Annotated in this window: 22 protein-coding genes; 12 read left to right on the top strand and 10 right to left on the bottom strand. The window is 61.1% G+C overall.

Features of this window, described 5'->3' with window-relative positions:
• Positions 1-153 precede the first annotated feature (153 nt).
• Genes PSH66_RS24525 through PSH66_RS24505 form a run of 5 tightly spaced genes read right to left on the bottom strand, consistent with a single transcriptional unit; the run spans position 154 to position 2749 of the window.
• Positions 154-450, bottom strand: coding sequence for a DUF1244 domain-containing protein (locus tag PSH66_RS24525; RefSeq protein WP_003176030.1), 297 nt, complete (start codon positions 448-450; stop codon positions 154-156).
• A gap of 15 nt (positions 451-465) precedes the next feature.
• The gene (gene folX, locus PSH66_RS24520) at positions 466-837 is read right to left on the bottom strand and encodes a dihydroneopterin triphosphate 2'-epimerase (RefSeq protein WP_003176029.1); all 372 of its coding nucleotides are present in this window, start codon (positions 835-837) and stop codon (positions 466-468) included.
• Between the two features lie 2 nt (positions 838-839).
• A complete protein-coding gene (gene folE, locus PSH66_RS24515) occupies positions 840-1400 on the bottom strand; it encodes a GTP cyclohydrolase I FolE (RefSeq protein ID WP_003176028.1) in 561 nt (186 codons plus the stop codon).
• A gap of 20 nt (positions 1401-1420) precedes the next feature.
• Positions 1421-2131, bottom strand: a complete 711-nt coding sequence (gene folM / locus PSH66_RS24510; protein ID WP_141064795.1) for a dihydromonapterin reductase — start codon at positions 2129-2131, stop codon at positions 1421-1423.
• Positions 2132-2188: 57 nt separating this feature from the next.
• A complete protein-coding gene (locus tag PSH66_RS24505) occupies positions 2189-2749 on the bottom strand; it encodes an antibiotic biosynthesis monooxygenase (protein WP_141064796.1) in 561 nt (186 codons plus the stop codon).
• A gap of 226 nt (positions 2750-2975) precedes the next feature.
• Here PSH66_RS24505 and PSH66_RS24500 point away from each other — a divergent pair, with 226 nt between their 5' ends.
• Positions 2976-3935 carry a MerR family transcriptional regulator gene (locus PSH66_RS24500; RefSeq protein WP_050784889.1) on the top strand — a complete coding sequence of 320 codons (960 nt, stop codon included), beginning with the start codon at positions 2976-2978 and terminating at the stop codon, positions 3933-3935.
• A 3-nt stretch (positions 3936-3938) separates the two neighbouring features.
• On the opposite strand, the gene PSH66_RS24495 is transcribed toward PSH66_RS24500, so the two are convergent.
• Both PSH66_RS24495 and PSH66_RS24490 read right to left on the bottom strand, forming a co-directional pair.
• Positions 3939-4544, bottom strand: a complete 606-nt coding sequence (locus PSH66_RS24495; RefSeq protein ID WP_003176024.1) for a hypothetical protein — start codon at positions 4542-4544, stop codon at positions 3939-3941.
• Positions 4545-4601: 57 nt separating this feature from the next.
• Positions 4602-5069, bottom strand: a complete 468-nt coding sequence (locus PSH66_RS24490) for a PAS domain-containing protein (RefSeq protein ID WP_003176023.1) — start codon at positions 5067-5069, stop codon at positions 4602-4604.
• Between the two features lie 130 nt (positions 5070-5199).
• Between PSH66_RS24490 and PSH66_RS24485 the strand changes: the two genes are divergently transcribed.
• From PSH66_RS24485 to PSH66_RS24470, 4 genes are all read left to right on the top strand, one after another.
• Entirely contained in the window at positions 5200-5655 is a 456-nt protein-coding gene (locus PSH66_RS24485) for a flavodoxin (RefSeq protein WP_305427784.1), read from the top strand.
• Positions 5656-5837: 182 nt separating this feature from the next.
• The gene (locus tag PSH66_RS24480; RefSeq protein ID WP_003176021.1) at positions 5838-6620 is read left to right on the top strand and encodes a class II aldolase/adducin family protein; all 783 of its coding nucleotides are present in this window, start codon (positions 5838-5840) and stop codon (positions 6618-6620) included.
• Entirely contained in the window at positions 6620-7522 is a 903-nt protein-coding gene (locus tag PSH66_RS24475; protein ID WP_003176020.1) for an alpha/beta fold hydrolase, read from the top strand. The genes PSH66_RS24480 and PSH66_RS24475 overlap by 1 nt, the downstream gene beginning before the upstream one ends.
• A 118-nt stretch (positions 7523-7640) precedes the next feature.
• Positions 7641-8552 (top strand): SDR family oxidoreductase, encoded by a 912-nt coding sequence (locus PSH66_RS24470; protein ID WP_003176019.1) that lies wholly within the window; start codon positions 7641-7643, stop codon positions 8550-8552.
• A gap of 128 nt (positions 8553-8680) precedes the next feature.
• Here PSH66_RS24470 and PSH66_RS24465 read toward each other — a convergent pair whose 3' ends face one another.
• Positions 8681-8956, bottom strand: a complete 276-nt coding sequence (locus tag PSH66_RS24465) for a hypothetical protein (RefSeq protein ID WP_141064797.1) — start codon at positions 8954-8956, stop codon at positions 8681-8683.
• Positions 8957-9035: 79 nt separating this feature from the next.
• Between PSH66_RS24465 and PSH66_RS24460 the strand changes: the two genes are divergently transcribed.
• From PSH66_RS24460 to PSH66_RS24450, 3 genes are all read left to right on the top strand, one after another.
• Entirely contained in the window at positions 9036-10817 is a 1782-nt protein-coding gene (locus PSH66_RS24460) for a DUF1302 domain-containing protein (protein WP_003176015.1), read from the top strand.
• A gap of 26 nt (positions 10818-10843) precedes the next feature.
• Positions 10844-12202, top strand: coding sequence for a DUF1329 domain-containing protein (locus tag PSH66_RS24455; RefSeq protein WP_003176014.1), 1359 nt, complete (start codon positions 10844-10846; stop codon positions 12200-12202).
• 200 nt (positions 12203-12402) lie between these two features.
• Positions 12403-14904, top strand: a complete 2502-nt coding sequence (locus PSH66_RS24450; RefSeq protein ID WP_305427783.1) for a LuxR C-terminal-related transcriptional regulator — start codon at positions 12403-12405, stop codon at positions 14902-14904.
• Here the strand turns inward: PSH66_RS24450 and PSH66_RS24445 are convergent.
• Positions 14901-15773 (bottom strand): helix-turn-helix domain-containing protein, encoded by an 873-nt coding sequence (locus tag PSH66_RS24445; RefSeq protein ID WP_003176012.1) that lies wholly within the window; start codon positions 15771-15773, stop codon positions 14901-14903. The genes PSH66_RS24450 and PSH66_RS24445 overlap by 4 nt on opposite strands.
• 139 nt (positions 15774-15912) lie before the next feature.
• Between PSH66_RS24445 and PSH66_RS24440 the strand changes: the two genes are divergently transcribed.
• Positions 15913-16815, top strand: a complete 903-nt coding sequence (locus PSH66_RS24440) for a DMT family transporter (protein ID WP_141064798.1) — start codon at positions 15913-15915, stop codon at positions 16813-16815.
• 49 nt (positions 16816-16864) lie between these two features.
• Here the strand turns inward: PSH66_RS24440 and norR are convergent, their stop codons facing one another.
• On the bottom strand, positions 16865-18406 hold the full coding sequence (gene norR, locus PSH66_RS24435) for a nitric oxide reductase transcriptional regulator NorR (RefSeq protein ID WP_003176009.1): 1542 nt from the start codon (positions 18404-18406) through the stop codon (positions 16865-16867).
• Positions 18407-18553: 147 nt separating this feature from the next.
• On the opposite strand from norR, the gene hmpA reads away from it, so the two are divergent.
• The 3 genes from hmpA (at position 18554) to cyoA (ending at position 22141) form a co-directional block, all read left to right on the top strand.
• Positions 18554-19735 (top strand): NO-inducible flavohemoprotein, encoded by a 1182-nt coding sequence (gene hmpA / locus PSH66_RS24430; protein WP_003176008.1) that lies wholly within the window; start codon positions 18554-18556, stop codon positions 19733-19735.
• Positions 19736-19899: 164 nt separating this feature from the next.
• Positions 19900-20406: a disulfide bond formation protein B gene (locus PSH66_RS24425; protein WP_003176007.1), complete on the top strand. Its 507-nt coding sequence runs from the start codon at positions 19900-19902 to the stop codon at positions 20404-20406.
• Positions 20407-21199: 793 nt separating this feature from the next.
• A complete protein-coding gene (gene cyoA, locus PSH66_RS24420) occupies positions 21200-22141 on the top strand; it encodes a ubiquinol oxidase subunit II (protein WP_042945268.1) in 942 nt (313 codons plus the stop codon).
• The last annotated feature ends 2 nt before the right edge of the window (positions 22142-22143 follow it).

Raw genomic sequence — 22143 nt, 5'->3', positions numbered from 1 at the left:
GCCTTCCAAGCTGGCTTAGCACTTAGAGTTTTAGCGTATCTGGCCGCAGAATAAAATGTTCGGTTGCGATTCAACGTCAAGGGTGGGACGAGGGTGAGGGAAACGCGCCTCAGGATCCAGCATGAACATTTCTAATTAACGCTCGGCAAGCGCCTAATCATGGGGTTTTCCTTTGGCGAACGCCGCTTGTTGCTCGGCGCTGGCTTCTTTCTGGTATTGGGCTTTCCACTCGGCGTACGGCATGCCGTACACCACTTCACGGGCGTCATCGAGACTGACCTCGATCTGGCGTTCGTCGGCTTCGGCCTTGTACCACTTGGACAGGCAGTTGCGGCAGAAGCCGGCTAGGTTCATCAGGTCGATATTCTGCACATCCTTGCGGCTGTCCAGGTGGGCCACCAATCGGCGAAAGGCGGCGGCTTCGAGTTCGAGGCGTTGTTGGTCGTTCATAGGGCTCACTTACTATCAGCGGCTGGCGGCCAGAGTGATCGAAACCGACTCGGCAAAGCGCAGCGCGTGGGGCTTGTCCACTTCGACTTCGGCGTACAGCACCGATTCGTTGCTCATCACCAGGTCCAGCAATTCCTGGGTCAGGCGCTCCAGCAAGGCAAAGCGATTGCCTTCCACGTGGGCGATGATTGCCTTGGTGATGGTGCGGTAGTTCAGGGCATGGTCGATGTCATTGTCGCGCACGGCTTCCTGGGCGGCATACAGGATGGTCAGGTTGATCAGCACATCCTGCTTGTTGAGGATCTCGTCCTCATTGATGCCGATATAGGTGCGCAGGCACAGGTCCTTGACCCGGATGCGCGCCATGCCTGGTTGAAGTTGTGGCATTGCTACTTGCTCCGTCCAATCAGTTGCAGAAACTCCATGCGCGTGGTGTTCGACTCGCGGAAGGCGCCGAGCATCACCGAGGTGTTCATGGTTGAATTCTGTTTTTCCACACCGCGCATCATCATGCACATGTGCCTGGCCTCGATCACCACCGCTACACCGGCGGCCTGGGTCACGTCCTGGATGGCATCGGCGATTTGCCGCGTGAGGTTTTCCTGGATCTGCAGGCGTCGGGCGAACATGTCGACGATGCGCGCCAGCTTCGACAGGCCCAGCACCTTGCCGGTCGGAATATAGGCCACGTGGGCCTTGCCGATAAAGGGCAGCAGGTGGTGTTCGCACAGCGAGTACAACTCGATGTCCTTGAGAATCACCATCTCGTCATTGTCGGAAGCGAACAGTGCGCCGTTGACGATGGTTTCCAGGTTTTGCTCATAGCCATGACACAGGTATTGCATGGCCTTGGCGGCGCGTTTGGGCGTATCGAGCAGACCTTCGCGCTCCGGGTCTTCACCCAAGCCCTTGAGAATCTCACGGTAATGGTGGGGCAGGGATAAAGTCATACAACATCCTCACAAACGGCTTACTTGATATGCCGCCCGCCGTTGACGGTCAGGGTGGTACCGGTGACATAGGGGTTGTCCAGCAGGTAACGCACGCTCTGGTAGATCACCTCGGGGCCGGGCTCGATGCCCAGGGCCGACTTGGCCAGGACCTTGGCGCGGTAGGCCGCGTCGTCGTCTTCGTTGAACATCACCATCGCCGGGGCGATGCCGTTGACCTTGATTCGCGGCGCAAACTGCGCGGCAAACGAAAGCGTCAGGCTGTCGAGCCCGGCCTTGGTGGCGCAATAGGCGATGTGCTGACGACTGCCCTTGCGCACCACATCGTCGCTGATGTGCACGATGTCGGCAGGTGATGAGCGTTGCAGCAAAGGTGAACAATGCAGGTTGATCAGGTACGGCGCAAGCATGTGTACGCTGAACATGTCGGTAAACGCGCGACTTTCGTCGCCAGGCGTTTCCGCGACCCAGGCTGAGGCGTTGTGGATGATTGCACGCAGGCTTTGAGCATGGGTGTTCAGTTCAGCGATGAACGCCAGTATCCCGGCCTCGCTGGAGAGGTCCGCAAAGATGCCGACAGCGCCACGTTCGCGCAGGGCCTGCACGCCGCGGCGTTCGCTGCGGTAGCTGAAAATCACCGGCTGGCCCTCGTCCAGCAGGCGCAGGGCGCAATGCAGGCCGACACGCTGGCCGGCGCCGGTGATCAGGATCGGGGCGTTCGTTGCAGTCATGGGAGGCTCGCATCGCTGGCAGGCTCGAATGATACCAGCGACGGGCCGCCCCTGTACTCACGCCGCCGCTTCGGCGGCCTTGCGTGTTGCCGGCGCGGGGTGCAGCCAGTTCGCCAGCAGATGCGTCGACAGCGGAATAAACAGGTAAACCATCAACGGCGTGAGCGCGAGGGTGCTGACCAGCACGCGAGGCACCAGGTCCAGGTGATTGAGCAACGGGCCCAGCACGAAGTTGAACAGCAGTGACACCGGGAAAAACGCCAGCCAGATCGCCACCGCCTGCTTCCAGCGTGGCGGCCTTGCGCCCACTGCACCGAACCAGCCGTCGATGCCCCGCACGCGGTGCTCGGACGGGTCGGCAAACAGCTCGCTGCCGCGGCTCAACCAGGCACTGCGGGAGGCGGAAAACTCCCAGGCATGCAAGGTCTTTTCATCGGCGAAGCGGAAAATGATCTGGAATTCATCATCATGGGGCGGCGGTGCGAGCACGCCCGAGCCCAGGTAGCCGGGAAAGTCCGTGGCCAGTTGCTCGCCTTCGCGCAGCCAGGCCATCAATTCTTCGTAGCGTCCTTTGGCGACGCGACGCGCAACCATCAGGGTGACGGGTGAGGTAGACATTATGTATCTCCAGATGTACAGATGCGCGCAACCGGGTAAGTGGCGCATGGACGAGGCTGCGGGGTGGTGCAGCGACGTTGCTCTTTTTCACAGGAGCAGACAGGCAAGAATTATTCCTTTTTTTGCGCAATACGCCAGCGACATTGGTCCGAAATGCAACAGGCTTGAAAAAGACAGGTTTAAAGGCGTTAAATGACCCCCCAATCAGCGCTGGTTTTTGGTACCCATGCCCGTGACACATGCCACCGTTAGCAGCGATTCGCATCTGGAATCAGACGATTCCGAGCAACTGTATCCGATTCGTGAAGTCTCCAGATTGACAGGTGTAAACCCGGTCACTCTGCGTGCCTGGGAGCGACGTTATGGGCTGATTCAGCCTGTGCGCACCGAAAGCGGGCATCGTCTGTACTCCAAGACCGATATCGCGACCGTGGATCGTATCCTCGACTGGATCGAACGCGGGGTGGCGGTGAGCAAAGTGGGCAAGATTCTCGCCCGCGACGATCAGCAGGCCGAAGCGGTGCGTATCGAGCGTGACACAATCGAGCAAAACGAATGGTCGCAGTGGCGCACACGCCTTTTGAGCGCGATCACGGCGTTCGATGATCGGCAACTGGAGAGCCTCTACGGGCGGATTGTTGCCACTTACCCCCTGAGCGTTGCGTTCCAGGACATTCTCATGCCGCTCTGGAACGAGCTGCTGCGCCATCAGGGGCGTTTCGGCCAGGCCAGCGAATGGCTGTTTTTCGATGCCTTCCTGCGCGTACAGACCTTTTTGCGCCTGCACGTCGCCAGCGCATCACCGGCGCCCAGGGTTTTGTTGACGGCCATGCCGGGCGAGTGCCGCAAACTGGAACTGCTGGTGGCAGCGCTGTTGCTGAGTCGCGAAGACCTGGCCGTGAAGGTGCTGGGCATGGGCCAGCCGCTGGATGAATTGACACTGGTCTGTGAAAAGATCCGTCCCCAGGCACTGGTCATCTATTCCAACCATTCGCACAACAATGATCTGGTGGGGCGCTTGAGCCGTTTGGCATTGACCCTCGATTGCCCGGTGTTTCTGGCCGGCGCGGCGTCAGACCTGGCCCAGGCAGAGTTGGCGGGCTCTTCGATCGGCTGCCTGGGCAATGAAGGGCGCCTGATGCAGCGCCGTCTGCAACAGTTCCTCAGTGGTAGCCTGGATACCTGAGCGTCAGGCGTGCACGTGGGGATGGATCAGGCGGTGCTGATGCAGGATGAACTGGCGCAGACGCTCGGTTTCATCCGCATCGCCCTGGCTCAGGCGATAGGCGAACAGGCCACGCGCGGTTTCCCGCTCCAGCGTCCCGCGCACCGCAATGCGTTCGTAACCGGAAGGGCTGAACCACAGGGAAAAGGTTTTCGGCGGCTTGATGCGGCCGCGAACCTCAATCAGCACACCCTTGAATGACACTTCATGTACCCACAGTGCGCTCGAGTTGCCTCTGACGTTCTCTAACGCCACGGGGGCCTCAAGCGCCAGACGCCATGGGCGGATCATCGGCCCGTCCTCGAAAATGCTCGGCACGCCCAGGCGCAGGTGCATCGCATTGAACTCATCTTCCACCAGGTGCAGAGGGAAAGTCAGTTGCTGGTTTTCGAACTGCGCCTGGATGGTGAGGTGATCGTGGGCGGCCAGGCGGGTGAGCAAGTCGCGAATCTGTACGCCGCCGTTGACGGTCAGGCTCGACGAAGCATCCCGCTGGTTCAGTTGCGGGTTGTGCTGCATGCTCTGAATGAAATCCAGCTCATCCTGGGTGAGAAGCGCGTTGCGTGGCATCACGATGGCTCAAGTGGGGTATTAAAATGCCATTATCCCCTCTGGTGATTCATTTATCTAAATTTTGTTGGATCCGCTGGTCGACTTGAGCGCCGCCAGCTCAGCCTTGACTCCGGCCAGTTCCGCTTCCAGCTGTGTAACCCGTTGCTGGGCCTTGACCTGAAGCGTGACGTCCTTTTGCACACCGACGAAATACGTCTGCCTGTCGGCCGCGTTATACACCGAAGACAGCGACAGTTCGTTCCAGAAGTGGCTGCCATCCTTGCGGTAGTTGCGCAGGATTTCGCGGCAGGAACCGCCATCCTCCAAGGCTTCGCGAATCGCCATCAGGGCCGGCTGGTCGCGGTCGCCGGACTGCAGGAAGCGGCAGTCCTGATAGAGGATTTCATCCAGCGTATAGCCGGTCAGCCGTTCGAAAGCCGGGTTGACGTAAATCAGCGGCTTGTCCTTGCCTTCGCGTTCGGCGACCACAATGCCATCGTTGGAAGCGTTGACGACCATTTGCATCAGCTTGGCGTTAATCATTGAGCGTTCCGTGGCTTTTATGTGCAAAGGAGCAGTTTATGGCAACTTCGGAATCTTGCACGACGGGCCCCGAAAATATTTGCGTCGCTGTTAATATCCCAGGCTTTCACTCAACTACAGGATCAGATTGATGAAAGTCGCCATTCTTTCGGGCTCGGTGTACGGCACGGCGGAAGAAGTTGCCCGCCACGCCGCAGGCATCCTCACTCAGGCCGGTTTTGAAACCTGGCACAACCCGCGCGCCACCTTGGCCGACGTGCAGGCTTTTGCCCCGGACGCCCTCCTGGCCGTGACCTCCACCACCGGCATGGGTGAGTTGCCCGACAACCTGCAACCTCTGTATTCGACGATTCGCGATCAGTTGCCCGCCGCCTGGCGCGGCCTGCCCGGAGCGGTGATCGGCCTGGGTGACGCCAGCTACGGGGATACCTTCTGTGGCGGCGGCGAACAGATGCGCGAGCTGTTCGGCGAGTTGGGCGTGCGTGAAGTGCTACCGATGCTGCGCCTGGATGCCAGCGAAAGCGTCACCCCGGAATCCGACGCCGAGCCTTGGCTGATGGAACTGGTCACGGCCCTGCGTGGGTGACCGGACCGGCTGATGATTGACGGCGTTTCTCTGACGCCGTTTATGCAGATTTAAACTATCCTCAAGGCTGACCCGCACGGTCATCAAGCTGGCTGCGAAGGCAACTCCTTGGGCCTGGATGTCTGACTAGACTGGGCCCACCACTCGAAAAACAATAATAAAGTGCGTCAAGGAGATTCATCGTGAGCATAGCCCCCGTTCTATCGCCACAGAATGTCAAAGACCAGGTCAGCGCTGCCGAATGGCAAACCCGTGTCGACCTGGCGGCTTGCTATCGCCTGGTGGCGATGCATGGCTGGGATGACCTGATCTTCACGCATATTTCGGCCAAGGTGCCGGGCACCGATGATTTTTTGATCAACCCCTACGGGCTGATGTTCCACGAAATCACGGCGTCGAGCCTGGTCAAGGTCGACCAGGCGGGTAACAAGTTGATGGACAGCCCTTACGAGATCAACCCGGCCGGCTACACGATCCACAGCGCCATCCACGAGGTGCGTCACGATGTGACCTGTGTGCTGCACACCCATACCGCCGCCGGTGTTGCGGTGGCCGCGCAAAAGCAGGGCGTGTTGCCGATCAGTCAGCAATCGATCTTCGTGCTGTCGAGCCTGGCCTATCATGCCTACGAAGGTGTGGCACTGAACCATGAAGAGAAGGCGCGCCTGCAGGCCGACCTGGGCGAGAATAATTTCCTGATGCTGCACAACCATGGCCTGCTGACCTGCGCCAGCACCATCGCCGACACCTTCCTGATGATGTTCACGTTCCAGCGCGCCTGCGATATCCAGGTGCTGGCGCAAAACGGCGGCGCTGAATTGATTGCCATCGGTCCGCAGATTCTGGCGGGCGCCAAAGCCATGGTGGCGGCTGTCACAAAGAGTGCTCAAGGTATGGGGGGCGCGCTGGCCTGGCCGGCGTTGCTACGCAAATTGGATGCTCAAGACCCTGGGTATAGAAGCTGATGCCACTCGCCGAGATCCCGCTCAGAGCCTGGCGCAAACGCGGCCAGAGTTTCGACTTTCGCGGCCGCACCATCCGTTATTGGGTGGCGGGGCAGGGTGAGCCGCTGCTGCTGATCCATGGCTTCCCCACCGCCAGTTGGGACTGGCATTACCTGTGGCAACCGTTGGCTCAGCATCACCTGGTCATCGCCTGCGACATGCTCGGTTTTGGCGATTCGGCCAAGCCGCTGGACCATGGCTATTGCCTGCTGGAGCAGGCGGATTTGCAACAAGCCCTGCTCGAACACCTGCGGGTCGAGCAGCCGGTGCATGTGCTGGCCCATGACTACGGCGACAGCGTCGCCCAGGAACTGTTGGCTCGTCACTATGAGGGCCGGTTCCAGATGGCCAGTGGTGTGTTTCTCAACGGTGGGTTGTTCCCTGAAACCCATCGCCCGGCGCTGGTACAAAAGCTCTTGCTCAGCCCGCTGGGCTGGATGATCGGGCGTGCCTTTGGGCGCAATGCCCTGGCGAACAGCTTCAACGAGATTTTTGGTCCCGATACCCGCCCCAGCGAAAGCGCTCTGGATGATTTCTGGAGCCTGATCGAGTGCAACGACGGCACGCGCATCCTGCATAAGTTGATTGCCTATATTCCCCAGCGCCGGCGTCTGCGTGACCGGTGGGTGGCGGCGATGCAGCAGGACGAAGTGCCGCTGCGCGTCATCGCGGGTGAGGTCGACCCGATTTCCGGTGCGCATACGGTCGAGCGATACCATCACCTGGTGCCCGATGCTGATACGGTGCTGCTGGCCAATATCGGTCACTATCCGCAGATCGAGGCGCCGGTACACGTGCTCAAGCACTACCTGGCATTTCGTGATCGCATCCGCAAGGTTGAGTCGCGCATGGCTTATTCCTGAGCCGCAGGATCATCCCCCAGCCTTATCGAGCACCATTCAGCTCTGGTCGACTTTATTGTGACCGGCGGCTGCGTGCCTGACACTCGACCCATTCCCATCGTCGCCATTGGAGTTCGGTATGAGTGAGTCAGTGCAGTTCCAGGATAAGGTCGTGATCGTCACCGGTGCCGGCGGCGGATTGGGCCGGGCCCATGCGCTGCTGTTCGCCAGGTACGGGGCCAAGGTGCTGGTCAACGATCTCGGTGGTTCTACCCAGGGCGAAGGCGCCAATGCGTCGGCGGCTGATCGGGTAGTGGCTGAGATCCGCGCGGCGGGCGGTATCGCTGAGGCTAACCATGACTCTGTCACCGAGGGTGACAAGATCGTACAGCACGCCCTCGACGTGTTTGGTCGCATCGACGTAGTGGTCAACAATGCCGGCATCCTGCGCGACAAAACCTTCCACAAAATGGATGACGCTGACTGGGACCTGGTTTACCGAGTGCACGTCGAAGGCGCTTACAAAGTCACCCGCGCCGCCTGGCCCCATCTGCGTGAGCAAGGCTATGGCCGCGTGATTTTCACCGCGTCCACCTCGGGTATCTATGGCAACTTCGGGCAGTCCAACTACGGCATGGCCAAGCTTGGCCTGTATGGTCTGACACGTACCCTGGCGCTGGAAGGGCGCAAGAACAACATCCTGGTCAACGCCATCGCGCCTACCGGCGGCACGCGCATGACCGAAGGCCTGATCCCGCCGCAGGTCTTCGAGCGTCTCAAGCCGGAGCTGGTCAGCCCGCTGGTGGTGTACCTGGGCAGCGAGGCGTGCCAGGAAACTTCGGGTCTGTTTGAAGTGGGCGGCGGTTGGATCGGCAAGACCCGCTGGGAGCGCAGCCTGGGCGTGGGCTTTGATCCCGAGGCCGGCTTTTCGCCCGACGAAGTGGCGGCACACTGGCAGCAGATCTGTGACTTCGACGGCGCGGCTCATCCCAAGGACAACATTGAAGCGTTGAAGGAGATGATGGCCAACTTGCAGAAATACAGCCTGTGATCGTTGCTTGAACACCATTGAATCTAACGGGGCGCTGAAGGCGCCCCGTTTTATTTTTGGCATAAAAAAGGCCGCTGCAAACGCAGCGGCCGAAGTAAGACGTTGGATCAAGGAGCGACAAATCAACGTCAGTGAACAGCGGTAACAGATTGAAAAAAAGCATCAATCCATTTGAGTCTGGCTTTTCTTCCGGTGTCGAAAGCGGGCGGTTTGCCCTGAAAGCCCGGCCAGAATAGTCGCTTGTCAGCGAATGAGTAATAGCCGTTCGGGACAAGGACTGTTACTGAAACGGCAACAGTCGTGGGCGGCGCCATCCATTCCCCTGATAACCCGCTATCCAGCCGATGCATGTCATCGCCCAGACCCAGGCCAGAGCGCCCGGTAATCCTTTCGAGCGACAGCACGAATCCCTCCTTGGTGCGCTTATCGCTCCCGGTGCGCGGCAGTAGGGTGAAGCCTTCTGTCACTCACCGGGGAAGACGCATGACAAAAACAACAATGCGCGCCATCTTCACGCCACAGGCGCTGGCCGCTGCGGTTGCGTTGGGTTGCTGTGCCCAGGCACAGGCTGTTTCGTTCAACATTGGCGAGATCGAAGGGCAATTCGACTCCTCGCTGTCGGTGGGCGCGAGTTGGGGCATGCGCGATGCCGACAAGAGCCTGGTCGGCACCGTCAACGGCGGCACGGGGCAGGCGTCCACCGGGGATGACGGGCGTCTGAACTTCAAGAAGGGCGAGACCTTCTCCAAGATCTTCAAGGGCCTGCACGACCTGGAGCTGAAGTACGGCGACACCGGTGTGTTCGTACGCGGCAAGTACTGGTACGACTTCGAACTCAAGGACGAGGACCGCGAGTTCAAGCAGATCAGCGACCACAATCGCAAGGAAGGCGCCAAGTCCAGCGGTGCGCAGATCCTCGATGCCTTCGTCTACCACAACTACTCCCTCGGCGATCTGCCGGGCACCGTGCGCGCCGGCAAGCAGGTGGTCAGCTGGGGCGAAAGTACCTTCATCGGCAACTCCATCAACAGCATCAACCCGATCGACGTGTCGGCGTTCCGTCGGCCAGGCGCCGAGATCAAGGAAGGCCTGATCCCGGTGAACATGCTGTTCGCCTCCCAGAGCCTGACCAACCAATTGACCGTGGAAGGCTTCTACCAGCTGGAATGGGACCAGACCGTACTGGACAACTGCGGCACCTTCTTCGGCGGTGACGTGGCGGCAGATGGCTGCACCGGCAACTACACGGTGGGCAGCCCGGGGATTGCGCCGCTGCAACCGATTGCCGCCGCCCGTGGTCAAGGCTTCGTGGTGACCCGCGAAGGCGTGGTGGTGCAGCGTGCCGGCGACCGTGATGCACGGGATTCCGGCCAGTTCGGCGCCGCCTTGCGCTGGCTGGGTGACGACACCGAATACGGCCTGTACTTCATGAACTACCACAGCCGTACTCCGACCGTGGGCACCATTACCGCCAATACCAACCTGGCGACCATCGGCGCGATCAGTGCGGCCACCCCGGCGGCCTTCCGTGGCGCCCTGGCCCAGAGCACCATGCTTGGTCGTGGCCAGTACTATCTGGATTACCCGGAAGACATCCGCCTGTTCGGTGCGAGCTTCTCCACCACCTTGCCCACCGGCACCGCGTGGACCGGCGAGATCAGCTACCGGCCCAACGCCCCGGTACAACTCAACACCACCGACCTGACCCTGGCACTGGTCAACCCGATCGCCAACCAAACGGCCTCGCCCATCCGCAGCAATTTCGGCAGCGACAACAAAGGCTATCGCCGCAAGGAAATCACCCAGATCCAAAGCTCCATGACCCAGTTCTTCGACCAGGTGCTGGGCGCCGAACGCCTGACACTGGTGGGCGAAGCGGCCGTGGTGCACGTGGCCGGCCTGGAAGACAAATCCAAACTGCGTTACGGCCGCGACTCGGTGTACGGCGCTTATGGCTTCGAGGGGGACACCGACGGTTTCGTCACCTCCACCTCCTGGGGCTACCGTGCGCGGGCAATCCTCGACTACAACAACGCGATCGCCGGGGTGAACCTCAAGCCCAACCTGTCCTGGTCCCATGACGTGGCCGGCTACGGCCCCAACGGTCTGTTCAACAAAGGCGCCAAGGCCATCAGCGTCGGCGTGGATGCGGATTACCGCAGCACTTATACCGCCAGCCTCAGCTACACCGACTTCTTTGGCGGCGACTACAACACCCTGACCGACCGTGACTTCCTCGCCCTCAGCTTCGGCGTGAACTTCTGATTTGGCTTAAAGAAGGACAAGAACCTATGCGTAAGACAATTGCAGTGCTGGCCCTGAGTCTGTTGGCCGCCCACGTGATGGCGGCGGTGTCGCCGGAAGAAGCCGCCAAGCTGGGCACCACCCTCACGCCGGTCGGTGCCGAAAAGGCCGGCAACGCCGACGGCTCGATCCCGGCCTGGACCGGCGGCATCCCCAAAAACGCCGGCGCGGTGGACAGCAAAGGCTTCCTGGCCGACCCGTTCGCCAGTGAAAAACCGTTGTTCGTGATCACCGCCGCCACCGTCGACAAGTACAAGGACAAACTCTCCGACGGCCAGGTGGCGATGTTCAAGCGCTACCCCGAGACCTACAAGATCCCGGTGTACCCAAGCCATCGCACGGTCAACCTGCCGGCGGATATCTACGAGTCGATCAAGCGCAGCGCGCTGAACGTCAAGGCAATCAACGACGGTAACGGCCTGGAGAACTTCACCGGCAACCGTTACTACGCGTTCCCGATTCCGAAGAACGGCGTGGAGGTGCTGTGGAACCACATCACCCGTTACCACGGCGGCAATCTGCGCCGCATCATCACCCAGGCCACCCCGCAGACCAACGGCAGCTACACGCCGATCCGCTTCGAAGAAGAAGTGGCCGTGCCGCAAGCGATCCCGGATATCGACCCGGCCAAGGCCGCCAACGTGCTGAGCTATTTCAAGCAATCGGTCACCGCCCCGGCGCGCCTGGCGGGCAACGTGCTGTTGGTGCATGAAACCCTCGATCAGGTGAAAGAGCCGCGCCTGGCCTGGATCTACAACGCCGGCCAGCGCCGCGTGCGGCGGGCGCCGCAAGTGTCCTACGACGGCCCGGGCACCGCATCCGACGGCCTGCGCACCACTGACAACTTCGACATGTTCTCCGGCGCCCCCGACCGCTATGACTGGAAGCTGGTGGGCAAAAAAGAGATGTACATCCCCTACAACAGCTACAAGCTCGACTCGCCAACGCTCAAGTACGACGACATCATCAAGGCCGGCCACATCAACCAGGACCTGACCCGCTACGAGTTGCACCGAGTGTGGGAAGTGGTCGGCACGGTCAAGCCCAGCGAGCGGCATATCTACGCCAAGCGGCACATGTACATCGACGAAGACAGCTGGCAAGTCGCGCTGGTGGATCACTACGACGGCCGTGGTCAGCTGTGGCGGGTTGCCGAAGGCCATGCGCAGTTCTACTACGATCACCAGGTACCGGCCTACACCGTCGAAACCCTGTATGACCTGATCGCCGGGCGCTACATCGCGCTGGGCATGAAGAACGAGGAGAAGAGCAGCTTCGTGTTCGGCTTCGCGGCCAAGGCGGCGGACTACACCCCGGCGGCCTTGAGGGCTGAAGGCGTACGCTGAGCCCAACCTGAAATGTGCCATCCACTGTGAAATGCAATCCACTGTGGGAGGGAGCAAGCCCCCTCCCACATTGGGTTGTGTGTACATTCGGTTTTGTGCATGGCCTTCAATCACCCCGCTGAATACTTCTTCAACAACCGCCCACCACAGGACTAGGGTACGCATCAGGTTGCATAACAATAAAAACGCAGGATGCAGCAATGACCGCCATGACACGCTGCCTGGACCGTCCTGGATTCATGCCTCGGCTGTCCGCCCACCATTTGCTGCGCCCGCGCCTGGCCGAGCCTTTGCTGGCGTCGCAGGTGCGGGTCAAGTTGTTGTGCGCGCCCGGCGGCAGCGGCAAGAGTGCCTTGCTCGCCGAATGCGCGTTGCAGGCGCCGACGGGCTGCCAGGTGTACTGGCTGCCGCTCAATGGCGCTGTCCTCAGCCCGCTCGATCTGTGCCAGCGCCTGGCGCAGAACCTGGGCCTGACGTTTATCGATGAAGCCACCTTGCTGCTCGACCTCAGCCGCTGGCAAGCGCCGGCCTGGCTGTTCCTCGATGATTTCTGCCGCCTGCCCGCCCCCGACACCGATGCCTTGCTCGACCACCTGCTCACCGCCAGCAGCCCGGCGCTGACCTGGTGGCTGGGCGCGCGACGGCGGCCGGTGTGTAACTGGCCGCGGCTGCTGCTCGACGATGAACTGCTCGAGTGTGGCGCCGAACTGGCGTTCACCCCGGCGGAAATCCAGCCGCTGCTCAACCACGCGCCCGGGCAATCGGTCGACAGCGTGCTGCAGTTCAGCGCCGGCTGGTGCGCCGGTGTGCGCATTGCCTTGCTGGGTGACGGCCATCCCGACAAAACCCTGCTCGACTATCTACAACACGAACTTTTCAGCACGTTGCCGCCCGAACTGGCACAGGCGTGGCAGGTGCTGGCCCATTTGCCGCGTTTTAACGTCGGCCTGTGCGAGTACCTGTTCGGTGCGGGGGAGGGTGACCAGTATTTGCGCGATCTGCAGGTACTCGGTGCGTTTATCCAGCCGTGGGAAGACACCGACTGGCTACAGGTTTTCCCGCCGCTGGCGCGGTTGATGCGCGATGCTCCCTGGCCGGCCAAGCGTTCGTGGCATCGACGAGCGTGCCAGTGGTTCTGTGCCGAACAGGATTGGCAGGCCGCCTTCGAGCAGGCGCTGCTGGCCGAAGAATATGAAATGGCCGTGAGTCTGTTGCAGCACTTCAGTTTTGAGGACCTGTTCCGCCAACACAACGCGGCGCTGTTGCTGCATCTGCATGAACAACATGGCGATGAATTGATGCTCGGCTCGGCGCAATTGGTCGGGCTGGTGACCGCGGCGTTGCTGTTTGCCGGACGCTTTGACCAGGCGGCGGTGTGTATTGATCAGCTCTCGCGGTTTGCCCCGCAACCGACAGCGGCCAAGCAGCGACACCTGCTCGCGCGTTGGCAGGCGCAGTGGGGCTGGTTGTTGCACCTGGGCGGCGACGCCGAACGCTCGCGCGTACAGTTTCTGGAAGCGCTGCACGCCTTGCCCGACAGCGCCTGGACCTCACGCCTGATGTGCCTGTCGGGGCTGACCCAGCAAGCCTTGCTGCGTGGTGAACTGGACGTCGCCCAGGGCCTGAACCGTGAAGCGTTGTGCCTGGCCCGTGCCCATGGCTCATTGTTGTTGGAGGCCCTGCTTGAGCTGGATCACGCGCAGTTGCTGGAACAGCGCGGCGCGCCGTATCGGGCGCAAAGCCTGCTGGAAGGGGTGCAGGCGATGTTGCTCAAGCAACGGCTTGACGCGGGGCCGCTGGTGGGACGTATCGCGCTGCGCCGTGGGCATCTGGCGCTGCGCCAGGGGCAGGACAGCCTGGCCGTCGAGTGTTTCGAGAGCGGCATGAAGATGTGCCTGCATAGCCAGGACAAGCGCGTGCTCTATGGGTTTCTGGGCCTGGCGCTGGTGGCGGCCAATCATGGCGATTACGCCCAGGCCTTTTTCCAACTGCGCGAGGCCGAACGGCTGATGCAGCAACGTCAGGTGCCGGACACGGTGTACCGCGCGGTGCTGTTGTTGGTCAGTGGGCACTTCTGGTTGCAGCAGGGCCGCGCCGAATTGACCGTGGAAGCGGTGCGCCGCGTATTGCGCCACTTCCGTGGGCCCCAGGCCAAACAGGCACCGCCGGCCACCCTGGAATTGATCCCGCGTCTTGAGTACCTGTTGGTGCTGGCGGAGGTCAAGCTGGGCTGCGCCGAGCAACCGCTGGCGCGGCTCGGCGCGCTGCTGGAAACCACACACCAGCGCGGCATGCTCTGCCTGGAAACCGAACTGCACCTGGTGCTCGGTGAAGTGGCCTGGCAATTGGGCGACCCCGGCCTGGCGCGGCGCTCACTGCAAACCGGGCTGGAGCTGGCGGCGCGTTGCCAGGTGCAGCAGGCGATTCGCGAGCTGCGTTTGCGCGCGCCGGGGCTGCTCAGTGAGCTGGGCATGGAACCCCAGGCGTCGACCGCGGGCGTGGTGGAAAACCCCTTGAGCCAGCGAGAACTGGAGGTGTTGCAGTTGATCGCCCTGGGCAGCTCCAACCTGCAAATTGCCGACCGGCTGTTTATCTCCCTGCACACCGTCAAGACCCACGCGCGGCGTATCCACAGCAAGCTCGGTGTGGAGCGACGCACCCAGGCGGTGGCCAAGGCCAAGACCCTGGGCTTGATGGTTTAGCTGAAGGCTTGGCGGTAATCGCCAGGCGTGGCGCCCATGGCCTGGCGAAAGCGATGGGTGAAGTGGCTGGCGCTGGAAAAACCGCACAGCAGGGCGATCTCGCCGAGGGGCAGGGCACCGCCGCGTAACAGGTGCTGCGCGCGGGTAAGCCGGCGCGCCAGCAGGTACTGGTGGGGCGGCAGGCCGAAGCTTTGGCGGAACATCCGCGCAAAATGGTATTCCGACAGCGCGCACGTCCCGGCCAATTGCCCGAGGCTGATCGGCTCTTCCAGGTGCTGGTCGATGTAGTCCACCAATAACCGTCGCTGGTACGCCGCCAGCCCGCCTTTGAGACGCAAGCCGTCGCGCGCGCCCACCTGGTTGAGCAAGGTGTGGCTGAGCAGTTCATGGGCCAGGCTGCTGGTCAGCAGGCGTTCGGCGGGTTCGTGCCAGTTGAGCGCGATCAATTGGTGGAAGCGCCGGGCCTGGCGGGCGTCTTCGAGGAACGTGCTTTCACGCAACGCCAGCGTGCGCGGTTCGCGGTCGAGCAGGGTGATGCAGCCCAGGGCAAATTGCTCCGCGCTGAAATACACATGGGCCAGGCGGATCTCGCCGTTGATCACCCACGCCGACTGGTGCTCGGCCGGCAGAATGCACAACCTGTCGGGCCCGCCCTTGGTGCCTGGTTGGTCACGCCGAAACGTGCCGGTGCCGCCGCCGATGTAACAGGACAAAGTGTGATGGCTGGGCGCCTGGTAATCCTGGGCGTCATGGTGGTTGCTCCATAGGGCCGCGGACAAACCGTCACCGAGCTCGGCGCAGGCCTCAAGGCGTGCGTTGGGCGAGCGGTTAAGGGCTTGAAAAACGTGCAGCGATTCCAGGTCTGGCATGGTGAGTTCTCTTTGACGCCTTGCATCCTACTCCGCGAGGCGGGCGCTGTGAGCCCAGCGCCCCGACAAAAGCGCAAGAATGTGCAAGAGCGTTGCACGGCGTGCGGGCGACACTGTGGCTCTATTGATGGAGCCCGCGATGAACCTTTCTCTGTATTTACTCACTGTGCTGATCTGGGGCACCACCTGGATCGCCCTCAAATGGCAACTCGGCGTGGTGGCCATTGCGGTGTCGATTGTCTATCGCTTTGGCCTGGCGGCACTGGTGTTGTTTGTGCTGTTGCTGATCAGCCGCAGGTTGCAGGTGATGAACCGGCGCGGGCACTTGATCTGCGTGGCTCAGGGCCTGTGCCTGTTCTGCGTCAACTTCATGTGCTTTTTGACCGCCAGCCAGTGGATCCCCAGCGGCCTGGTTGCGGTGGTGTTTTCCACGGCCACGCTGTGGAACGCGCTGAACGCCCGCGTATTTTTCGGCCAGCGCGTGGCGCGCAATGTGTTAATGGGCGGCGGCCTCGGGCTGGCCGGGTTGGGCTTGCTGTTCTGGCCGGAACTGGTGGGGCATACCGCCAGCCCGCAGACCTTGCTTGGCCTGGGTCTGGCGTTGCTGGGGACGATGTGTTTCTCGGCGGGCAATATGCTCTCGAGCCTGCAACAGAAGGCCGGGCTCAAGCCGTTGACCACCAATGCCTGGGGCATGGCCTATGGCGCTGCGATGCTGGCGACCTATTGCGCGGTGCGCGGGATTCCGTTTGAGATGGACTGGAGTGCGCGGTATATCGGCGCCTTGTGGTACCTGGTAATTCCCGGATCGGTGATCGGGTTTACCGCTTATCTGACCTTGGTAGGTCGCATGGGGCCGGAGCGGGCGGCGTATTGCACGGTGCTGTTTCCGGTGGTGGCGCTGAACGTGTCGGCGTTCGCCGAGGGCTACCAATGGACCGCGCCGGCGTTGGCGGGGTTGGTGCTGGTGATGCTGGGGAATGTGTTGGTGTTTCGTAAGCCCAGGCCTGCGAGTCCTGTCCTCAAGGCGAGCGCTATCTAAAAATGTGGGAGGGGGCAAACCCCTCCCACATTTGACCGAGTTGACCCTTCTATTTCATTCCAAGGCGCCTGGCCATGCGGCCCAGGTTGGCGCGGTCCAAGCCCAGTTCGCGGGCGGCGCTGGCCCAGTTGTGCTGGTGGCGTTCCAGGCTGGCGCTGATCACCTGGCGCTGGTAATGCTCAGTGGCCTGGCGCAGGTCGCCGGTTATCGCCGCTACTGGGGTGGGTTCTTCAATGACCGGTGCGCTGACATCGGGCAAATCCAGGTCCTGGGCGCTCAGGCTGAGAATCTTCGGACGCTCGCGACAGTTGCCCAGGGCTTTCAGCGCGCTGCGTCCGATCAAATGTTCCAGCTCGCGCACGTTGCCTGGCCAGTTATAGGCCAGCAGCGCCGCCTGGGCATCGCTGGTCAGGCGCAGGCTGCCCAGGCCCATGCGTGAGCGGTTCTGCTCGAGGAAAAAGCCCGCCAGCAGTAACACATCACGTCCGCGTTCACGCAGGGCCGGTACTTGCAGTGGGTACACGCTGAGACGGTGGTAGAAATCGGCACGATAGCGGCCGTTACGCACCTCAAAGGCCAGGTCGCGGTTGGTGGCGGCAATCAGGCGCACGTCGACCTGGTGTTCCTTGTCCGACCCCAACCGTTGCAATTGGCCGCTTTGCAGCACCCGCAGCAACTTGGCCTGCACGGTCAGCGACAGCTCGCCCACTTCGTCGAGGAATAATGTGCCGCCGTTGGCCAGTTCGAATTTGCCACGGCGCTCGTTCAACGCGCCGGTAAACGCGCCGCGCACATGGCCGAACAGCTCGCTTTCCACCAGGGTTTCCGGCAGGGCGGCGCAGTTGAGGCTGATCAGCGGCTTGTCTGCCCGAGACGAGGCTGCGTGAATGGCTTGGGCGACCAGTTCCTTGCCCACCCCGGTTTCACCGGTAATCAGCACGGTGAGGTCGCTGCCGCCCACCAGTTTGATTTCCTCGACCAAGCGTTTGTGCGTCTTGCTCTGCCCGATCATTTCTTTGTGCTGCTGGCCGCTGGCCTGGCGGTAGATCTCGGCGCGCTGGTGCTCGTCTTCGGCGCGCAAGGCCAGGCGCTCGATGCGTTCGGCCACGTTGACGGTGGCCGCCGCGAGGCTGGCGAAGGCTTGCAGGGCCTCCAGTTCAACCCGCTCGAAGCGTTCGGTGTCGAGCGCGTCCAGCGTCAGCAGGCCCCAGGGCTGGTCGTCGACGAACAGCGGGCAGCCCATGCAATCGTGCACTTGCAGGTGCCCGTGCAGGCCATCCACCAGGCCGTCATAGGGGTCGGGCAATGGGCTGTCGCTGTCGAAGCGGGTCGGGCCGGGGCTGCTCAACAGTACGGCGAAGCGCGGATGTTCGCTGACCTTGAAACGCCGTCCCAAGGTGTCGGCGCTTAAGCCGTCGACAGCCAGTGGCACCAGCCATTCGCCGTCCAGTCGTAACAGGGCGGCGGCATCGCAGGGCAGCAGGGCGCGCATGGCTTGCAGCAGGCGGCGGTAGCGCTCGCCTTCGGGCAAGTCGCGGGACAGATCGGCGACCAGGGGCAGTAGGGTGGTGAGCAGCGATTGCGCAGTCATAATGACTCCTTGTAGTCCTTACGACTATAAATCGCAGGAAGTCATAATGACTACATTTAATTTAACCTATTGAAAAACAAAGATTTATAAGTTGGCACGAATGCTGAGTAGGTAAAGGCAATCAGTAAAGAAGCCCAGGAGGCTCCCATGCTCAATGCCCAAGACCGTGCCATCGTCAAATCCACCGTGCCCTTGCTGGAAAGCGGCGGTGAAGCGCTGATCACCCATTTCTACCGCATGATGCTGTCCGAGTACCCTGAGGTGCGTCCACTGTTCAATCAGGCCCATCAGGCCAGCGGCGACCAGCCACGTGCCTTGGCCAATGGCGTGTTGATGTATGCGCGGCATATCGACCAGCTCGACCAGTTGGGCGACCTGGTCGCAAAGATCATCAACAAGCATGTGGCGCTGCAGATCCTGCCGGAGCATTACCCGATCGTGGGGGCTTGCCTGCTGCGGGCGATTTCCGAAGTGCTGGGCAGCGAGATCGCCACCCCTGAGGTGATGACCGCCTGGGGCAATGCCTACGGCCAGCTGGCGGATATCCTGATCGGCGCCGAGGCCGCGATCTATCAAGAAAAGGCCCAGGCTCCCGGCGGCTGGCGCGGTGCGCGGGCATTCAGCGTGGTCAAGCGCGTGGAGGAAAGCGCCGAGATCACCTCGTTCTATTTTGCGCCGGTGGATAACGGCCCGATCCTCAGCGCGGCCCCCGGCCAGTACATCGGTATGAAGCTGGTGCTCGATGGCGAAGAAGTGCGCCGCAACTATTCCCTGTCGGCCTTGACCGATGCCGGCCAGTACCGCATCAGCGTCAAGCGCGAAGCGGGTGGGCGGGTGTCCAACTACTTGCATGACCAGTTACAGGTCGGCGCGACGATTGACCTGTTCCCGCCAGCGGGCGAGTTCACTCTGGCAGACAGCGACAAACCGCTGGTGCTGATCAGCGGCGGAGTCGGCATCACGCCAACCCTGCCGATGCTCGAAGCGGCCCTGGCCACCGAGCGTCCGGTGCACTTCATCCACTGTGCGCGCAATGGCGGGGTGCATGCGTTTCGCGAATGGGTGGATGCACTGGCGGCCAAGCATCCGCAACTCAAGCGCTTCTACTGCTATGCCGAGGACGATGGTGTGAGCGCGGCGGCGGATAAGGTCGGGCTGCTGAGCCAGGAGCAATTGGCGGCGTGGTTGCCTGAGCAGCGTGACGTGGATGCATACTTCCTGGGCCCTAAAGGCTTCATGGCGGCGGTCAAGCGCCACCTCAAGGCCTTGGGCGTGCCGGAGAAGCAGAGCCGCTATGAATTCTTCGGCCCGGCAGCTGCCCTGGAATAGATTTTCCGAAACAACACTGTTCAAAGTGTGGGAGGGGGCAAGCCCCTCCCACATTTGCTTCTCTCATTCTTCCCGATTAATCCCCCGTTAACCCCCTTCTGTTTTAACCACACTCTGTGTGTAAACTTGCGGCCATAGCCACAACCAAACTAAGGAATACGGGGATGAGTGACGAACTGCGTTTAGGCAAGGAGCGGCGCTTTCTGGTGTTGCTGGGCATCATCTGCCTGGCGCTGATTGGCGGGGCGTTGTACATGCAGGTGGTGCTCGGCGAGGCGCCATGCCCGCTGTGCATCCTGCAGCGCTACGCACTGTTATTGATTGCGGTCTTCGCGTTCCTCGGCGCAGCCATGCGCAGCAAGGGTGCCCTGACCTTTTTTGAAGGCCTGGTGGTGCTCAGCGCCCTCGGCGGGGTGGCTGCGGCCGGCCACCATGTGTACACCCAGTTCTTTCCGCAGGTCAGTTGCGGCGTCGATGTGCTGCAACCCATTGTCGATGACCTGCCGCTGGCCAAGGTGTTTCCGCTGGGCTTCCAGGTCGATGGCTTCTGCAGCACGCCGTACCCGCCGATTCTTGGGCTGTCCCTGGCGCAATGGGCGCTGGTGGCGTTCGTGCTGACGGTGATCCTGGTGCCTCTGGGGATCTATCGTAATCGCCAGCGCAAGGCCTGAGCCATTCACTGAAACGCCCCGGCCCTTCTGGAAAGAAGGCCGGGGCGTTTTTGCATGTGCGGGTTTTGTGAACAGAGCGTGACGCCGGACAATTTTGGGTGCGCGCAGTGTGCGACATGTTGTCACACGGAAGTTGCCGCAGGACGTTTCTGACCCGCTGTGGCAGCGCTTAAATTTGCACTTTTGGGCCAAATAGTGCTGTCAGTTCGTGGTTCGGGTCCTGCCTTGGACCTCACGCCGGATGCGCCTTTGCCCGATGTCCGAACGCCTTGTGTTATGGGGACTTGGAAAGGTTTTGCAGGCCCTTACCGGGGGTAAGGGGCGTGGCATTTCGCCCTATAACACGGCAATTTTTGTGGTTTTTGTTGAGAATCGAACACGATAAGATCGCGAACCTTTGCAATATTGGTGAAGGATTATTGCTGCTTTCGATAAAAATTATTTCTTTATAAGACATGGTTTATACATCGCCAGCTAACTACAATCGCCCGCACTGAATGTCCGATGCTGTTCAATATTTGAGCATCGGAGCGGTCGAGGAGCAGATGGATGGCTCTGTGCGACCCCAAGGTTCCGGCAGCCTTTCAACTATCCGCACCAAACGGAATTGGTCTGTAACAAGGCCTTTAACCACGAAATCGAATAAGAACTCACCGCAGGTCCGTGAAGCGTACGTGTATGACGTGACGGGCAGGCTCTTATTCAATCGAAGAGAAATGCCAACCCTTGGCAGGGTGAAGTGTTGGCGATCAAAACCCAACTGCATTGCGCAAGCTGCTTTAGAGGTCGTGAGATGAGTAAAAACAGGTACCCCCGATTACTAGGCTTTTTGCCGCTGCTTGGCATGATGTTAATGCTGGGAGGCTGCAAGTGGACCTTGCTCGACCCAAAAGGACAGGTCGGTCTGGATGAACGCAACCTGATCATCACCGCCACCCTGCTGATGCTGCTGGTCGTGGTCCCTGTGATCATCATGACCTTCGCCTTCGCCTGGAAATACCGTGCGTCGAACACCAGCGCCACCTACGCGCCGAAGTGGTCGCACTCCACCAAGATCGAAGTCGCAGTGTGGCTGGTCCCGATCCTCATCATCATTGCCCTGGGTTATGTGACCTACAAGTCGACCCACGCTCTGGACCCGTACCGTCCGCTGGAATCCGATGCCAAGCCGATCAACATCGAAGTGGTCGCGCTGGACTGGAAGTGGCTGTTCATCTACCCGGACCTGGGTATCGCCACGGTTAACCAGATCCGCTTCCCGGAGCACACTCCGCTGAACTTCAAGATCACCTCCGACGCCGTGATGAACTCGTTCTTCATCCCTGCGCTGGGCGGCCAGATCTACGCGATGGCAGGCATGCAGACCAAGCTGCACCTGATCGCCAACCAGAAAGCTGAAATGGAAGGCATCTCCGCGAACTACAGCGGCGCTGGCTTCACCGGCATGAAATTCAAAGCGATCTCGACGAGCCAGGAAGACTTCAACGCCTGGGTAGCCGAAGTCAAGGCCGCACCTAAACAGCTTGATCAAGCTGAATACGACGCCCTGACCAAACCAAGCCAGAACAACCCAGTCGCCCTGTACTCCGCGTACGAGCCGAACCTGTTTCAGAAAATCGTCGACAAGTACGAAGGCATGAAACCAGGCAAGCCGGTCAAGCACGAGAAGAAAGAAGTGGCCGCGGTTGAAGGTTCTGACACGGGCGCGCATTCAACTGCTGGGGCAGAGGAGTAAAC

The sequence above is a fragment of the Pseudomonas sp. FP597 genome (genome assembly GCF_030687435.1).
GTDB classification, from domain to species: domain Bacteria; phylum Pseudomonadota; class Gammaproteobacteria; order Pseudomonadales; family Pseudomonadaceae; genus Aquipseudomonas; species Aquipseudomonas lactucae.
Note: the sequence above shows the minus strand (reverse complement) of the source record. Positions and strands in the feature narration are given on the sequence as shown.

Excerpts from the sequence above, each read along its gene's own strand:
- PSH66_RS24525 (WP_003176030.1), bottom strand. The coding sequence starts at position 450 with ATGAACGACCAACAACGCCTCGAACTCGAAGCCGCCGCCTTTCGCCGA.
- folX (WP_003176029.1), bottom strand. The coding sequence starts at position 837 with ATGCCACAACTTCAACCAGGCATGGCGCGCATCCGGGTCAAGGACCTG.
- folE (WP_003176028.1), bottom strand. The coding sequence starts at position 1,400 with ATGACTTTATCCCTGCCCCACCATTACCGTGAGATTCTCAAGGGCTTG.
- folM (WP_141064795.1), bottom strand. The coding sequence starts at position 2,131 with ATGACTGCAACGAACGCCCCGATCCTGATCACCGGCGCCGGCCAGCGT.
- PSH66_RS24505 (WP_141064796.1), bottom strand. The coding sequence starts at position 2,749 with ATGTCTACCTCACCCGTCACCCTGATGGTTGCGCGTCGCGTCGCCAAA.
- PSH66_RS24500 (WP_050784889.1), top strand. The coding sequence starts at position 2,976 with ATGCCCGTGACACATGCCACCGTTAGCAGCGATTCGCATCTGGAATCA.
- PSH66_RS24495 (WP_003176024.1), bottom strand. The coding sequence starts at position 4,544 with ATGCCACGCAACGCGCTTCTCACCCAGGATGAGCTGGATTTCATTCAG.
- PSH66_RS24490 (WP_003176023.1), bottom strand. The coding sequence starts at position 5,069 with ATGATTAACGCCAAGCTGATGCAAATGGTCGTCAACGCTTCCAACGAT.
- PSH66_RS24485 (WP_305427784.1), top strand. The coding sequence starts at position 5,200 with ATGAAAGTCGCCATTCTTTCGGGCTCGGTGTACGGCACGGCGGAAGAA.
- PSH66_RS24475 (WP_003176020.1), top strand. The coding sequence starts at position 6,620 with ATGCCACTCGCCGAGATCCCGCTCAGAGCCTGGCGCAAACGCGGCCAG.
- PSH66_RS24470 (WP_003176019.1), top strand. The coding sequence starts at position 7,641 with ATGAGTGAGTCAGTGCAGTTCCAGGATAAGGTCGTGATCGTCACCGGT.
- PSH66_RS24460 (WP_003176015.1), top strand. The coding sequence starts at position 9,036 with ATGACAAAAACAACAATGCGCGCCATCTTCACGCCACAGGCGCTGGCC.
- PSH66_RS24455 (WP_003176014.1), top strand. The coding sequence starts at position 10,844 with ATGCGTAAGACAATTGCAGTGCTGGCCCTGAGTCTGTTGGCCGCCCAC.
- PSH66_RS24450 (WP_305427783.1), top strand. The coding sequence starts at position 12,403 with ATGACCGCCATGACACGCTGCCTGGACCGTCCTGGATTCATGCCTCGG.
- PSH66_RS24445 (WP_003176012.1), bottom strand. The coding sequence starts at position 15,773 with ATGCCAGACCTGGAATCGCTGCACGTTTTTCAAGCCCTTAACCGCTCG.
- PSH66_RS24440 (WP_141064798.1), top strand. The coding sequence starts at position 15,913 with ATGAACCTTTCTCTGTATTTACTCACTGTGCTGATCTGGGGCACCACC.
- norR (WP_003176009.1), bottom strand. The coding sequence starts at position 18,406 with ATGACTGCGCAATCGCTGCTCACCACCCTACTGCCCCTGGTCGCCGAT.
- hmpA (WP_003176008.1), top strand. The coding sequence starts at position 18,554 with ATGCTCAATGCCCAAGACCGTGCCATCGTCAAATCCACCGTGCCCTTG.
- PSH66_RS24425 (WP_003176007.1), top strand. The coding sequence starts at position 19,900 with ATGAGTGACGAACTGCGTTTAGGCAAGGAGCGGCGCTTTCTGGTGTTG.
- cyoA (WP_042945268.1), top strand. The coding sequence starts at position 21,200 with ATGAGTAAAAACAGGTACCCCCGATTACTAGGCTTTTTGCCGCTGCTT.